General features: G+C 39.9%; 15 protein-coding genes. All 15 read left to right on the top strand.

What is annotated here, in order from left to right; all coding sequences use genetic code 11:
* Positions 1 to 204: 204 nt before the first annotated feature.
* The 15 genes from der (at position 205) to ACIQ1H_RS09955 (ending at position 15,500) form a co-directional block, all read left to right on the top strand.
* Positions 205 to 1,515: a ribosome biogenesis GTPase Der gene (gene der / locus ACIQ1H_RS10025; protein ID WP_402888486.1), complete on the top strand. Its 1,311-nt coding sequence runs from the start codon at positions 205 to 207 to the stop codon at positions 1,513 to 1,515.
* Between the two features lie 143 nt (positions 1,516 to 1,658).
* Positions 1,659 to 2,675: an NAD(P)H-dependent glycerol-3-phosphate dehydrogenase gene (locus tag ACIQ1H_RS10020; protein WP_402888485.1), complete on the top strand. Its 1,017-nt coding sequence runs from the start codon at positions 1,659 to 1,661 to the stop codon at positions 2,673 to 2,675.
* Positions 2,676 to 3,088: 413 nt separating this feature from the next.
* Positions 3,089 to 3,298, top strand: coding sequence for a DUF2768 domain-containing protein (locus ACIQ1H_RS10015; protein WP_173478449.1), 210 nt, complete (start codon positions 3,089 to 3,091; stop codon positions 3,296 to 3,298).
* A 19-nt stretch (positions 3,299 to 3,317) separates the two neighbouring features.
* Positions 3,318 to 4,106: a hypothetical protein gene (locus tag ACIQ1H_RS10010; protein WP_173478450.1), complete on the top strand. Its 789-nt coding sequence runs from the start codon at positions 3,318 to 3,320 to the stop codon at positions 4,104 to 4,106.
* 1,026 nt (positions 4,107 to 5,132) lie between these two features.
* Positions 5,133 to 6,611, top strand: coding sequence for a stage IV sporulation protein A (spoIVA, locus tag ACIQ1H_RS10005; protein ID WP_402888483.1), 1,479 nt, complete (start codon positions 5,133 to 5,135; stop codon positions 6,609 to 6,611).
* A 199-nt stretch (positions 6,612 to 6,810) separates the two neighbouring features.
* Positions 6,811 to 7,083, top strand: a complete 273-nt coding sequence (locus ACIQ1H_RS10000; protein WP_004232618.1) for an HU family DNA-binding protein — start codon at positions 6,811 to 6,813, stop codon at positions 7,081 to 7,083.
* 275 nt (positions 7,084 to 7,358) lie between these two features.
* Positions 7,359 to 7,928: a GTP cyclohydrolase I FolE gene (gene folE / locus ACIQ1H_RS09995; RefSeq protein ID WP_173478452.1), complete on the top strand. Its 570-nt coding sequence runs from the start codon at positions 7,359 to 7,361 to the stop codon at positions 7,926 to 7,928.
* A gap of 63 nt (positions 7,929 to 7,991) precedes the next feature.
* A complete protein-coding gene (mtrB, locus tag ACIQ1H_RS09990) occupies positions 7,992 to 8,210 on the top strand; it encodes a trp RNA-binding attenuation protein MtrB (protein WP_010858802.1) in 219 nt (72 codons plus the stop codon).
* 315 nt (positions 8,211 to 8,525) lie between these two features.
* Positions 8,526 to 9,293 (top strand): heptaprenyl diphosphate synthase component 1, encoded by a 768-nt coding sequence (locus ACIQ1H_RS09985; protein ID WP_402888481.1) that lies wholly within the window; start codon positions 8,526 to 8,528, stop codon positions 9,291 to 9,293.
* A 16-nt stretch (positions 9,294 to 9,309) separates the two neighbouring features.
* Positions 9,310 to 10,014 (top strand): demethylmenaquinone methyltransferase, encoded by a 705-nt coding sequence (locus ACIQ1H_RS09980; protein WP_402888479.1) that lies wholly within the window; start codon positions 9,310 to 9,312, stop codon positions 10,012 to 10,014.
* Between the two features lie 19 nt (positions 10,015 to 10,033).
* Positions 10,034 to 11,008, top strand: coding sequence for a heptaprenyl diphosphate synthase component II (hepT, locus tag ACIQ1H_RS09975; RefSeq protein WP_173478455.1), 975 nt, complete (start codon positions 10,034 to 10,036; stop codon positions 11,006 to 11,008).
* A gap of 86 nt (positions 11,009 to 11,094) precedes the next feature.
* Positions 11,095 to 11,511 carry a nucleoside-diphosphate kinase gene (gene ndk, locus ACIQ1H_RS09970; protein ID WP_173478456.1) on the top strand — a complete coding sequence of 139 codons (417 nt, stop codon included), beginning with the start codon at positions 11,095 to 11,097 and terminating at the stop codon, positions 11,509 to 11,511.
* Between the two features lie 307 nt (positions 11,512 to 11,818).
* Positions 11,819 to 12,967, top strand: coding sequence for a thiolase family protein (locus tag ACIQ1H_RS09965; protein WP_402888477.1), 1,149 nt, complete (start codon positions 11,819 to 11,821; stop codon positions 12,965 to 12,967).
* Positions 12,968 to 12,981: 14 nt separating this feature from the next.
* Entirely contained in the window at positions 12,982 to 13,749 is a 768-nt protein-coding gene (locus ACIQ1H_RS09960; RefSeq protein ID WP_402888475.1) for a 3-hydroxyacyl-CoA dehydrogenase, read from the top strand.
* 125 nt (positions 13,750 to 13,874) lie between these two features.
* Positions 13,875 to 15,500, top strand: coding sequence for a long-chain fatty acid--CoA ligase (locus ACIQ1H_RS09955; protein ID WP_402888473.1), 1,626 nt, complete (start codon positions 13,875 to 13,877; stop codon positions 15,498 to 15,500).
* Positions 15,501 to 15,522 lie beyond the last annotated feature (22 nt).

Here is a 15,522-nt window from a genome sequence, read left to right as displayed (position 1 = left end):
TGCCTGACACCCTCAAGGGCGTGAACTGTCTTAAGGAGTTTCGCTTGTCTTGTGACCTGCTAAAAAGAGTGCGTCTGGAACGAAAAATAATGGTAATGTTAAAGAGTAAGCTAAAAAGTACTCTCCACGATGGATATGTTATGATATAATGGCATTTTTCGTGTATAATAGCGAAAGACAAGAAGTTGGAAGGATGAAGTACAGATGACGAAACCAGTAGTAGCCATCGTAGGTCGTCCGAACGTAGGTAAGTCGACGATTTTTAATCGCATCGTTGGAGAACGTGTCTCGATTGTAGAAGATATTCCGGGAGTAACACGTGACCGTATTTATAGTTCGGCAGAGTGGTTAACACATGATTTTAATATTATTGATACAGGTGGTATCGAAATTGGAGACGAGCCGTTTTTAGAACAAATTCGTCAACAAGCAGAGATTGCTATTGAAGAAGCAGACGTTATTATTTTTATGACGAATGGTCGTGAAGGTGTAACAGCCGCAGATGAGCAAGTTGCAAAAATTTTATACAAAACAAAAAAGCCAGTCGTTTTAGCAGTTAATAAAATTGATAATCCAGATATGCGTGAAATGATTTATGATTTCTATGCACTTGGATTTGGTGAACCTTGGCCAATTTCTGGTTCCCACGGATTGGGCTTAGGAGATTTATTAGATGAGTGTGCTAAGCACTTCCCACAAGAAGATGAAAATCAATACGGAGATGACGTTATTAAATTCTCTTTAATTGGTCGCCCAAATGTCGGGAAATCATCATTAGTGAATGCGTTCCTAGGTCAAGATCGTGTCATAGTAAGTAACATTGCGGGAACAACGCGAGATGCTATTGATACGCCTTACGAATACGATGGGAACGAATATGTAATCATCGATACTGCCGGAATGCGTAAAAAAGGGAAAGTGTACGAAACGACAGAGAAATACTCCGTTTTACGTGCGCTACGTGCTATTGAACGTTCCGACGTTGTTTTAGTTGTTCTAAATGCGGAAGAAGGCATTCAAGAACAAGATAAAAAAATTGCGGGCTATGCACATGAGGCTGGAAAAGCAATTATTATTGTTGTAAATAAATGGGATACAATTGAAAAAGATGACAAAACAATGAATGTGTTTACACAGCAAATCCGTGAGCACTTTTTATTCTTAGACTATGCACCGATTATTTTTGTATCAGCAAATACAAAACAACGAGTTCATCAAATTTTACCGATTGTACAACGCGTAAGTGAAAATCACGCGATGCGTATACAATCATCAATTCTAAATGAAGTGATTGAAGATTCGGTTGCACGTAATCCAGCGCCAACTGACAAAGGTCGTCGCTTACGTATTTACTATGCAACACAAGTGGCGATTCAACCACCGACGTTTGTGGTATTTGTAAATGAAACGGAATTAATGCACTTCTCTTATGAGCGATTTTTAGAAAATAGAATTCGTGAAACATTTGATTTTGAAGGTACGCCAATTCGTTTAATTACACGTGCGCGTGCATAATCTAAAATATAACTCATTTAGTACGCCAACCCGACTATTATTGTTGGGTGGCGTCTTTTTTCAAAGGGCTAGGCTAAATCGCATTTTAGACAAGCATTTGCCGATGAAGTTTTACCTAAAGGGAATAAAAGGGGGAATATGATATGGAACGAGTTTGTGTACTAGGAGCGGGCTCATGGGGATCAGCACTTGCGATGGTACTTGCTGAAAATGGACATGATACGCTTGTGTGGACGCATAGAGCTGATCAGGCAGAAGAAATTAATACACATCATACAAATAAAAAGTATTTACCAGAAACGGTGCTACCAACGAATTTACATGGCACTGATGATATTGCAAAGGCTGTAGCACATTCCAATACGATTGTTGTAGCAGTGCCGACGAAGGCTATACGAGAAACTTGTGAAAAGATGACTGCTACTTTAGACAAAAAAGTATTATTTGTCCATGTTTCAAAGGGAATTGAGCCAGATTCATTAAAACGTATATCTGAAATTTTAGCTGAAAGCTTGCCGGCTGAATTTGTAGAAGACATTGTAGTGCTCTCAGGGCCAAGTCATGCAGAGGAAGTAGTATTGCATTCCCCAACGACGATTACAGCAGCCTGTGCCAATATTGAGGCAGCTGAGAAGGTACAGGACTTGTTTATGAATCAGTTTTTCCGCGTATATACGAATGAGGATGTTATCGGCGTGGAAATGGGTGGTGCATTAAAAAACGTTATAGCGTTAGCTGCTGGCATAACAGATGGCTTAAACTATGGTGATAATGCGAAGGCAGCACTGATTACTCGTGGACTTGCTGAAATTACCCGTCTCGGTGTCAAAATGGGTGGAAATCCATTTACGTTCTCAGGGCTGACAGGTATGGGTGATTTAATCGTGACGTGTACAAGTGTGCATTCACGAAATTGGCGTGCAGGAAATATGTTAGGGAAAGGCATGAAGCTACAAGAAGTACTCGATCAAATGGGTATGGTTGTAGAGGGTGTACGGACAACAAAGGCAGCTTATCAACTGGCCGAAAAATATGATGTTGCTATGCCGATTTCAACGGAACTTTATGGCGTATTATTTAATGATGTCGAGCCAAAAGTAGCAGTGGACGCATTAATGATGCGTGTGAAAAAACGTGAAATCGATGAACTGATGAACTAATTACTTATGTTAGTATAGTAGCTAGCAATAGAAATTTTATAAAATTTGTCATGAAATGGACACAAAAGAGACACTTCAGAACGATCTGAAGTGTCTCCTTTTTGAACAAATTGGAAAGTAATAGGTGATGACAACGCTTTTTTTGCATAAAAAGTTATTTTTATAATAATGGATTTCCCTATCTATAGTAAAAATATGATATGATTTCCACTGAGCGTTATATATAGTAGCGGTCACCTTAATTTGTATAATCTTGCAATGTTTATTTTTTTTCGTATATCAAAAAAATATCATTTGAAGCACCTTGTAGCACTCCATTTTTCCTTTTGGGAAAGCGCCTTCTTTTTTAAGGAAGCCCATAGTATAATTAACGTTGATTGTCTCGTGTCATTGAAGAAAGGTGGTAGACGTAAATGGGTCCGTTAGCACATATGCCCGCACTGGATGTCATGTGGGTGTCTTTTTATTGTATCGGCTTTATGATTATTTCAGTTGGTTTAATTTATCTAGGTCGCAATAAAATTTCAAATGGTTTTCTACGTACAATCGTAAATTTATTAGCATACATACTGTTTGGACTTGGAACATTTTTAATGGTACTGATCGTTGCCACATGGCCATAAAAAGGAGGGAAAACGTGAAATGAAAAAACTAAATGCTTTTCTTTTAACAGTGGCAATAGCCGTTTTGCTAGGTGGTTGCGCATATCCTGAGGAGGAAAAGGCCGCAAACCAAGTGCCAGATGTCGATCAATTAGCATCTGTTCAACGGGCTGTTAATGAATATCGTGAAGCAACAGGTGGACTAGTACCAATTAAAAACAGCGAATTGGATACGGATATCTATATAAAATATTTAATTGATTTTGAAAAACTTATGCCAAAATATATTGCGCAAATTCCTGGAAATGCATATGAAAAAGGCGGTATTTATCAATATATTATTTGGGATCCAGAAAACAGTGCAGAAGTAAAATTAGTAGATTTAAACTCTGCAGAGCGTATGCGAGAAATTAATATTCGCAAATTGGGCACACAGTATATTCCGACAAAGGGTGCAATTGCTGATAATGTCTACCAAATTAACTTTGAAAAATTAGGCTATAAATCAGAAGTGACTGTCAAAAGTCCATATTCAGGTGCAGAATTACCGATATTTATGACAGGCGATGGCGAAATGCATGTGGATTATTCAATCGATTTAGGTCAGCTGTTAAAAGAGGACAAGCCAGATGTAAAGCCAGGCGAGGATATTCGTCAATTACTTGTCGATAAATATCCCGTAGTTCCAGCCTATTCAGTGCCATACACTGTAGATGAAAATGGCGAGCCCACTTATATGATGGACGCCTATAAAGCAGATGCAAAAAAGGCGAAGGAAGAAGCTGAAGCGGCTCAAGAAAACGAAAACAAAGCTACCGAATCAAATTAAATTTTTTCTACCTCAATCATTAGGTGAACATCTAATGATTGAGGTTTTTTTAGCTCCCTTTTAGTGCCTGGCACACAAACAATTCTCATGCCAGCAATACTTGAAGGGACGCACTGTTGATGCGACAGTGAGGTGTGCGGCTGCGCACGAAGAACCATCGCATCGCGGGATTATTGCTTTGCACCGCGGAATAATTGCTTCGTACCGCGGAATTATGGCTTCGCCCCGCGGGATTAAGACTCCGTACCGCGGAATTAAGGCACGGCATCGCGGGATAAAGGGTTGCCCGCGGAATTAAGGCTTCGCATCGCGGAATTAAGGCACGGCATCGCGGAATTCAAGCTTCACCCCGCGGAATTAAGGCTCAACATCGCGGAATTCAAGCTCCGAACCGCGGAATCAATGCCCCACTCCGCGGAATTATGGCCACACCGCGGAATTAAGGCTCCGTACCGCGGAATTCAAGCCTCACCCCGCGGAATTAAGGCTTAACATCGCGGAATTCAAGCTCCGAACCGCGGAATCAATGCCTCACTCCGCAGAATTACACCTCACCCCATGGAATTAAGGCCTCGCCCTGCGGAGTTATGACCACACCGCGGGATAAAGGTTTCGTACCGCGGAATTATGGCTTCGCCCCGCGGAATTAAGGCTCAACATCGCGGAATTAAAGCTCCGAACCGCGGAATCAATGCCTCACTCCGCGGAATTACACCTCACCCCATGGAATTAAGGCCTCGCATGGTGGAATTATGGTTACACCGCGGGATAAAGGTTTCGTACCGCGGAATTATGGCTTCGCATCGCGGAATTAAGGCTCAACATCGCGGAATTCAAGCTCCGAACCGCGGAATCAATGCCCCACTCCGCGGAATTACACCTCACCCCATGGAATTCACAGCCCATTCCGCGGAATGCTCACCCTGCGGAAATAAAAATTGTGTTCACTTTGCTATCAAGGAGCTTTTCATATTTATCTTTGCTTATGCATATAGTGAAAAAGCGTAGATAAAGGAGGCAGAAACCTTGAGTGAAGCAGTATTTAAAGAAATTGCAGAGCGCACAAATGGCGATGTTTATATTGGTGTTGTAGGTCCAGTTCGTGTAGGGAAATCTACATTTGTAAAAAAAGTAATGGAAGCTGTAGTGTTACCGAATATTGTGGATGAAACAGAAAGAATGCGAGCACAGGACGAGCTGCCACAAAGCTCGCCAGGCTCAGTAATCATGACTGCTGAGCCGAAGTTTGTGCCTGCTCAAGCCACACGTATTGCGGTCGGCGAAGATGAAATGACATTCCAAATTCGTTTAGCTGATTGTGTCGGTTACGTCATTGAAGGTACAAAGGGCTATGAGGATGAGAATGGGCCGAAATATGTGCATACACCTTGGCATACGGAGCCAATTCCTTTCCAAGAAGCCGCGAAAATAGGTACGGATAAAGTCATTCGAGATCATGCGAATATCGGTATTGTTGTGACAACTGATGGAACAGTTAATGGTATTAGTCGTCGGGCAGCTGAAAAAGCAGAAGAAGAAATTGTTGCACAGTTAAAGGAAATTGGAAAACCGTTTGTTATCGTGTTAAATTGTCAAATGCCAGCGCGAGAAGAAACTGTACAGCTTCGTAATGAGCTATTTGAACGTTATAACGTTCCTGTAATTGCGATTTCCATCGATCAAATGCGTGCGTCAGATATTCAATATATTTTGCAAGAGGCGTTATTTGAGTTTCCGATTCGGACGATTGAAGTTGAGAAACCAGATTGGCTTGATGTCCTTGATGCGACACACCCATTAAACGTAGCATTAATTGATTCGATGGAAGAAGTACTTTCATCTGTCATGAAAATTAGAGATGTACAACAAGCATCTGATGCCTTTAAAGAGATTGATTTTATTGATCAAAGTGAAGTGATTCATGTAGATTCAGGAATCGGTACGGCGGTCATTCGTGTGTCTTTACAAGGAGAATTATATAAGGCAGTTTGTAATGAATGGTTAGATGAGCCGATTGAAACAAAGCGTGATTGGTTGCTATTTATTAAAGAGGCTGCTGAAGCAAAAGAAGCACAAAAACGCTTTAAAGATGCAATAAGTGAAGCGGATTCAAGTGGTTATGGTGTGACATTGCCGATGATGCAAGAGTTTGAACCAACTGCTCCAGAACTTATTAAGCAAAATAATTTCTATGGTGTTCGTATGAAGGCAACAGCACCGTCCTATCATATTATTCGAGTTGATATGGAATCAGAATTTGCGCCACTTATTGGCTCTGAATTCCACAGTCAGCAACTGCTGAAAGATTTAAATCATGCGTATTTACATGATCGTGATGCGCTTTGGCAAACACAACTTTTTGGAACTCCGTTGCATGAGGTCTTAAAAGAAGGAATCCGCTACAAAATGAATGCAGTGCCAACTACAGCTAAAAAACGTATGCGCCAAACTATTGAGCGTATGGTGAATGAAGGCGATAGAGGATTGGTTACTTTTATTTTATAGAGATAAAATGGAAATTACAGAGCAAAAAAATAGGGCAGGGCTATTCGTTTTTATGCGAAAAGTCCTGTTATTTTTGTTTTTTGGGTGAAAAACGCATATTTTGGTTATAATCATGAATGAATACAGTTGCGTAGCGGTTTTCTATGTGTTACTCTTTTTACAGAATTGGTTCATGACCCTTTGAGAGGAGGTGAATGGTGTGAATAAAACAGAATTAGTAAACTCTGTTGCTGAAGCTGCAGGTCTTTCTAAAAAAGACGCTTCTAAAGCAGTTGAAGCTGTATTTGATACAATTCAAGATGCTCTTGCAAAGGGTGACAAAGTACAATTAATTGGTTTTGGTAACTTTGAAGTACGTGAACGTGCGGCTCGTAAAGGTCGTAACCCACAAACTGGTAAAGAAATCGAAATCGCTGCTAGCAAGGTACCTGCTTTCAAACCAGGTAAAGCGCTTAAAGATGCTGTAAAATAATACACGTCTAGTAGTTACATAGAGCAGTCTTCATGTAAACGAGCATGAAGGCTGCTCTTTTTAACTTATTTTTAAAAATAAGCGATTTGCAACAACTTACAAAATACGAAAAATAAGTCACAAGATGGCTTTTACATAGCATGTTACACGTAAACTTTAAGAAGATATGTTGAATTTCTTTTAAATCAAGTAAGTCGTTTTGCGCTTAACTTTTGGATATGCTACGATGCATAGGGAAATGTGTAATGTTTTGATACGCAGGAGGGTTTTTACGAATGTCGAATGTTGATTTATTGAAAATAGAAGAAGCAGTCAAAATGATTTTAGAAGCTGTGGGCGAGGACGTTAATCGTGAAGGATTGCTCGATACGCCGAAACGTGTTGCGAAAATGTATGCTGAAATGTTTAGTGGCTTACATGAAGATGCAAAAGATTATTTTAAAACCGTTTTCCATGAGGATCATGAAGAATTAGTGCTTGTAAAGGATATCCCATTTTATTCAATGTGTGAGCATCATTTAGTGCCGTTTTATGGCAAAGCACATGTAGCTTACATACCAAACGATGGCATCGTAGCGGGACTAAGCAAATTAGGTCGCGCGGTTGAAACAATTGCCCGTCGTCCGCAATTACAAGAACGTATTACATCATCAGTAGCCGATACGATTATGGAAATGCTATCTCCAAAAGGTGTTTACGTAGTAATCGAGGCAGAGCATATGTGTATGACAATGCGTGGTCTCAAAAAACCAGGTTCTAAAACGGTTACATCTGTGGCTCGTGGCATTTATGAACAAGATGAGGTAAAACGGAGAGAAGTCTTGTCATTTATTCAAATGTCTTAAACTGCATGTCTAATTATGTTATGATGGACTAAGAATTTGTCGGATTTAAGGAGTGTACAGACAATGGCGCAAGATTATATAGTAATTCAGGCAGAAGAGGATGGCGTACATGTAATAGGCTTAACACGTGGTACGGATACGAAATTCCATCATTCTGAAAAATTAGATGCAGGGGAAGTCATGATTGCTCAATTTACTGAGCACACATCTGCAATGAAAATTCGTGGCAAAGCGCAAATTCATACAGCACATGGTGTTATCCAAAGTGAAGGAAAAAAGTAACGTAGGTATTGTATTGTAGCTTTTATCGGTAAGATCCATATAGAGTGCCGATGACTTGTTAGTTATATTGTGCAGGAATGCATAACACATACGGGAACAAATAAGTGTGTGTGTTTGAAACTAATTTTTACGGGCAAGTAGATTTCCTACCAATTTTTTCTGGGTATTACGATGGGGGATATCTACTGCCCGTTCATGTTGGTAAAAGTAAAAACTTTTTATTCCGAATCGATGCTTATGCTATAATGACTCAGTGAGCAAGCGTTAAGTCATGTAGATGATTAACGTATTTGAAAGTGAAATGGAGTAAGGTCTATGAATGCAACATACATTCAAAATTCAATTGCACAGTTAAAAACAGAGATTTTCATGGATGTTCGTCATAGAACTTTGCAAAAATACACAGGAGTGCCTGTGCTCGATGAAAATCAACTGTTTTACTTGTTAGTTCCCTTTTTGAATGGCGAAGAGTGGCAACAAGAGCAAAGGGAAGCTGCAATAACTGTTGGAATTGTATATGCAGCTCTAGCGGCACATGATCATATTAAAGAACTAGACGCCACTTCAAAAGAACAGCAGCTAACCGTTTTAGCTGGAGATTTTTATAGTGGGCGATATTATGAAATTTTGGCAATGTCGGGAAATGTCGCATTGATTCGGAATTTGTCACAAGGAATTGTGGCACGTTGCGAACATCAAATCAAAGTATACGAAGCAGAACAGCGTACTGTTGAACAATGGTGTTCTTCAATAAGCAATATAGAATCAGGTTTAATTGCGAAATTTTTTGATCTTTATGCATGGCATCATTATATTCCGTTAATGGAAAAGAGTTTATTATTGTTACGATTAGAAAGAGAATGGGCTATGTATCAGCGTGGACAAAAGTCTTTAATGAGTAAAGCACTTGAACAAAGTGCCCTACAAGCAGGCGCGACATTTAATAGCGTCTTACAAGATAAAATTGCCCGCTTAAAAACAGAGCTGTTGCAGGTGATAGACCAAGCATCATTTTTACAAAGTGATGTGAAACAAGCTCTACAAGCACGTGTAGAGGCATCTATTGCTTCTACAAACGGATAAGAGAGGTTTTACTAAAATGGCTAAATCGAAAGAAGAGCACGTTCACGAAGTATTTGAAAGTATTTCGGAAAACTATGATAAATTGAATGGCGTTATTAGCTTCCAAATGCATGTTGGTTGGCGTAACGATACGATGAAGCGCATGGCTGTCAAGCCTGGTTCGAAAGCGCTAGATGTTTGTTGTGGAACAGCTGACTGGACAATTGCTTTAGCTGAGGCAGTTGGAAAAAGTGGCGAAGTAAAGGGATTAGATTTCAGTAAAAACATGCTGAAAGTAGGCGAGCAAAAAATAACGCCTTATCCACAAATCGAGCTTATACAAGGGAATGCAATGGAATTACCTTTCCCAGACAATACATTTGATTATGTGACAATTGGATTTGGTCTACGTAATGTTCCTGATTATTTGCAAGTGTTAAAAGAAATGCAGCGCGTCGTAAAACCTGGTGGGATGGTTGTGTGTTTAGAAACGTCACAATCAGAAATTCCTGGCTATCGACAACTATTCCGATTTTATTTTAAATTTATCATGCCGATATTTGGTAAAATTTTTGCGAAAAGCTATAAAGAATACTCTTGGTTACAGGAGTCCGCAAATAATTTCCCAGGTATGAAGAAGCTAGCGGCAATGTTTGAACAGGCAGGTTTAGAAAAAGTAACGTACAAAGCATACAGTGGCGGTGCTGCGGCAATGCATATGGGCTTTAAAAAGATACGTTAATGGGGGAAGGTTTTCAAGCGTGGAAAAGATGAAGTTAAAACTACTCTATTCCGATTTGAAGTCAGATATTGATATCATCGAACAAGAATTAGAAAAAGCGGTGAATTCGTCTTCGCATTTAATTAACGATGCTTCTCTCCATTTATTACAAGCTGGTGGCAAACGAATCCGACCAATTTTTGTGTTGCTTGGCGCAAAATTTGGCGATTATGATATCGAAAAGATGAAAAATGTGGCTGTGCCTTTAGAGCTCATTCACATGGCGTCGCTAGTACATGATGATGTGATTGATGATTCCGATATGCGACGAGGACGTCCAACTGTCAAATCCCAATGGAATAACAGAGTAGCAATGTACACGGGTGATTTTATTTTTGCACGTGCACTTGAATACATCACGAAACTCGAGGATCCTCTAGTTCATCAAATTTTAGCACGTACAATGGTGGAAATTTGTAACGGTGAAGTTATTCAAATCGAAGACAAGTTTAGATTGGATCAGGGCTTAAAGGATTATTTCAGACGTATTAAACGAAAAACAGCATTACTAATTTCTTCTAGCTGTGAGATTGGTGCAGTAGCAGCAGGTGTAGATGCAAAAACGGTAAGCCATTTAAAACGCTTTGGTTACTTTGTAGGCATGAGCTTTCAAATAATTGATGATGTATTAGATATTATGGCGACAGATAAAGAATTAGGGAAGCCAGCAGGTAGTGACTTATTACAAGGTAATATTACGTTACCGATTTTATTATTAAAAGATGATGAACAGATGCAGCCTTATTTAGCAAAAGTGTTTGCTGGAACATTAACTGAGCCCGAGCGCCAAAAAATGTTGCAATATGTGCGTAAATCTGATGCTATTACACAAGCTAATAAAATGAGCGACAAGTATTTAAAAAAAGCTTTACAAGAAATAGATGCTTTACCAAAACATCCTATTAAGAAAAAGCTTCGTGATATCGCTTTGTTTATGGGCAAGCGTAAATTCTAGCTTTTTGTTGTGCTAAAGCTCATTTTTTGTTAATATTTATCGGTAGGTGTAAAACCTGTTAGACGAATTTAAGGAGTGTTTTAAACATGGCAATCGAACAAACTTTTTTAATGGTTAAGCCTGATGGCGTAGAACGACAAGTAGTAGGAGATATCGTTGATCGTTTTGAACGTCGCGGTTTTGTATTAAAAGGCGCTAAATTAATGGTAATCCCTCAAGAATTAGCAGAAAAACACTATGCTGAGCATGCTGAGCGTCCATTCTTCGGTGAATTAGTTGATTTCATCACTTCTGGTCCAGTATTCGCAATGGTATGGGAAGGCGAAAACGTAATTAAACTAGCACGTACAATGATGGGTGCTACTAAACCAGAAGAATCTAACCCAGGTACAATCCGTGGTGACTACGCAACAACTGTTTCTCACAACATCATCCACGGTTCTGACTCTCTTGCTTCTGCAGAGCGCGAAATTGGCTTATTCTTCGGTGAAGATTTAGTTTAATTTTATAAAATATAGAGCGATATCCATTCACTTGGAATCGCTCTTTTTTTTTTGCTTAAAACCATCTTGAAAGTTTTGAATAGGAGGGAATACGCAATGCCAAACTCGCTATCTTTTCACTCTATTTAAATACATAAAGAATTGTTAATCACGCATTCGTCATGTAAAATAAATAATGTAATATTCTGATAATTAATAACTAGTAAATAGTTTCATAAAGCGGTATATATTTTCTACCAAGCAAATAAACTTAAACGTAAATGCATTATGGGGTATGACAGAATTGTTTTAGAAAAGGGGTATTTACATGAGAGAAGTAGTAATTGTAGCAGCTGTTCGTACAGCGGTAGGGCGTAGTAAAGGCGCATTAAAAGATGTACGTGCAGATGATTTAGCAGCAGATGTCCTACAGGAAGTGATAAAACGTGCACAGATTGATAAAGGACAAGTAGAGGACGTTATTCTTGGCTGTGTTACTCAAACAGGAGAACAAGGTGCAAATATTGCCAGAACCGCTTTATTAATGGCGGGCTTCCCAGAGAAGGTTCCTGGAGTAACGATTGATCGACAATGCGGTTCTAGTCAGCAAGCAGTCCATTTTGGAGCACAGGCTATTTTAGCAGGAGATATGGATGTTGTGATTGCTGGTGGTGTTGAAAGTATGACAAGGGTGCCGATGTTTTCAAATATGCAAACTGCCCATAAAGGTAAACGCTTACAAGAAAATTATCATATTATTCATCAAGGACTATCAGCTGAAAAAATGGCTGCAAAATGGCAGTTTTCAAAAGACATATTGAATAACTATGCTTATGAAAGCCATAGACGTGCATTAGCAGCAATAGAGGCGGGGCATTTTCAAAAGGAAATTATGCCTGTCCAAATCATACAAGAGGATGGAACCGCTACTACATTCCAAGTCGATGAAGGACCTCGGGCTGATACGACCATCGATCGTTTAAATGATTTGAAAACAGTTTTTCAAGAGCACGGCGTTATTACGGCTGGTAATGCAAGTCAAATGAGTGATGGTGCATCAGCTGTCATGCTGATGTCGTTAGCAAAAGCACAAGAGCTAGGTATTCAACCACTTGCAAAAATAGTGACACGCGTAGTTATAGGGTCAGATCCAACCCTTATGCTTACGGGTCCAATTGAAGCTACAAGACAAGCCTTAAAACGTTCAGACCTGTCTATTGAGGATATTGATACGTATGAGGTGAATGAAGCATTTGCCCCAGTTCCACTTGCATGGTTACATGATATTGGTGCAGACCCTGCAAAGCTAAATCCTACTGGTGGTGCAATTGCTTTAGGACACCCTCTAGGAGCAACTGGTACAAAGCTATTAACAACGATGCTATATCGGATGCAACGAGAAAACTTACGCTATGGCCTACTCGCTATTTGCGAAGGTATGGGAATGGCAAATGCCACTATTATTGAAAAAATGTAAAGGGGTTGGGTTATATGAAATGTCATGACGTTGTAGCGATTGTAACAGGTGGTGCATCAGGCTTAGGGGAAGCAACTGTAAGGAAAATTGTAGAAGAAGGCGGTAAAGCTGTCATTTTCGATGTTAATGATGAAAGAGGGCAAACAATCACACAGCAATTAGGAGAAAGTGTTCGCTATGTCCGTGTAGATGTTACACAAGAGGCAGCGGTAGCTGCTGGGCTTGAGTATGCAATTGCTACATTTGGTTTTGTTAATGTGGCGGTAAACTGTGCAGGGATTGCGGATGCTAGTAAGGTCATTTCAAAACGCGGAGTACATGCACTTGAGCTATTTTCTAAAGTAATTTCTGTTAATTTAATAGGCACGTTTAATGTCATTCGACTTGCAGCTGAAAAAATGCAGCTTAATGAACCAGACGAAGATGGACAGCGAGGCGTTATTATTAATACCGCATCGGTGGCCGCTTTTGATGGTCAAATAGGACAAGCTGCATATAGCGCCTCAAAGGGTGGGGTAGCTGCAATGACATTACCAATTGCACGCGAGCTTGCAGATTTGGGCATACGCGTAATGACCATTGCGCCTGGGCTAATCGAAACGCCGATGTTTGCGTCATTAGCAGAGCCTGCTCGTATAGCATTAGCTAGCATGACACCATTCCCAAAACGACTTGGCAAACCGTCCGAGTATGCCATGCTTGTGGAAAGTATTATTCATAATGTCATGCTAAATGGTGAAGTTATTCGCCTTGACGGTGCGATACGAATGCAGCCAAAATAATGGGCTAAAAAGTTTTTCGTGTTTGAAGTAAATGGATTCATTCTTAAATGTAAATATCTTTTTGTAGCAGCAATCAGCTTTGGCATTAAGGCAAGTTAAATGTGAAAACGAAAGGGAGCGATATTATGCATATGATGGATACACCTTTATTACTAACAAGTTTTTTAAATCGAGCTGAGCGTTTTTTCCATGCGAAGAAAATATATTCGCGGACAAGCGCTACAACAATTCATGAGTTTACCTATAAAGAGTTTGCCAAGCGTACGCGTAAATTAGCAGATGCTCTTACGACACTTGGAATGGATCGTGGGGTAAAAGTTGGTACGTTTGCTTGGAATCATCATCGTCATTTAGAGGCATATTTTGCTGTGCCGTGTGCAGGTGCTGTGCTACATATGATTAATATTCGGCTAGCACCTGAGCATATTGTGTATGTCATTAATCATGCAGAAGATGAAATTTTACTCATTGATGAAAATTTAGTACCTGTTATTGCGCCGATTGTGTCACAGCTCAAAACGGTAAAACATTTTATTATTATGGGAGATGCTGTTGAGTTAGAAAATTCGCCATTACCGAATGCTCTGTCCTATGAAGATCTTCTTGCAGTGGCAAATGATAATTTTGTCTTCCCTGATGATATAGATGAAAATGCACCAGCAGGTATGTGCTATACAAGTGCTACAACAGGTATGCCAAAGGGTGTTGTTTATACACATCGCAGTATTGTTCTTCATAGTATTACAGCGGGACTTGCTGATAGCATCGCGATATGTGAGCAAGATGTAGTGTTACCCGTTGTACCAATGTTTCATGCCAATGCCTGGGGGTTACCATTTGCTAGTGTGTTATTTGGCGCAACACAAGTGTTACCTGGGCCGATGTTTACACCACAGCTATTACTCGATTTGTTTGAGCAGTACAAAGTAACGTTAACAGCGGGGGTTCCGACTATTTGGCTCGGCGTTTTACAAGAGCAACGTCAACAGCCCCGAGATTTATCTTCCCTACGGTCGATTATTTGTGGTGGGTCTGCATCTCCAATTGGACTTGTGCGCGGCTTCGAGGAAGAGCAAAACATTCCGTATTTTACAGGCTACGGTATGACTGAGACATCACCGCTTGTTAGTTTATCGACATACTTAACACATATGGAAAACTATACGACAGACGAAAAAATGCACATTCGCACTACGCAAGGTATAACAGTGCCACTTCTTGATATGCGCATAGTGAATGAACACGGTGAGGTACCTTGGGATGGCAAAACAATGGGCGAAATTACTTTAAGAGGACCTTGGATTGCGAATGAGTATTATAAGGATGAGCGCACAACAGAAGCCTTTAAAGATGGTTGGTTATACACAGGAGATATTGCAGTGATGACGCCTGATGGCTATATTAAAATTACAGATCGCACAAAAGATTTAATTAAGAGTGGTGGCGAATGGATTTCGTCAGTGGAGCTTGAAAATGCTTTGATGTCACATCCGAAAGTATTTGAAGCGGCAGTGGTAGCAATTCCACATGAAAAGTGGCTAGAACGACCTTTGGCATGTGTTGTCCCTAAACCAGAACATAAAGACTCGATTACAAAAGAGGAGCTGCAAGACAGTTTGCGGTCACAGTTCCATAAAACATGGATTCCTGATGATGTAGTCTTTTTAGATGAAGTACCAAAAACATCTGTAGGAAAATTTATGAAAGCAAAGCTAAGAGAAAATTTAAAAGACTATCGTGTAGAAATTTAACTTTCTAAGAAAGCGTGTTTTA

It is taken from the genome of Lysinibacillus sp. NPDC097279 (assembly GCF_044761745.1).
Lineage (GTDB): Bacteria > Bacillota > Bacilli > Bacillales_A > Planococcaceae > Lysinibacillus.
The sequence above is the reverse complement of the archived record's forward strand: the minus strand, read 5'-3'. Positions and strand labels throughout refer to the sequence as shown.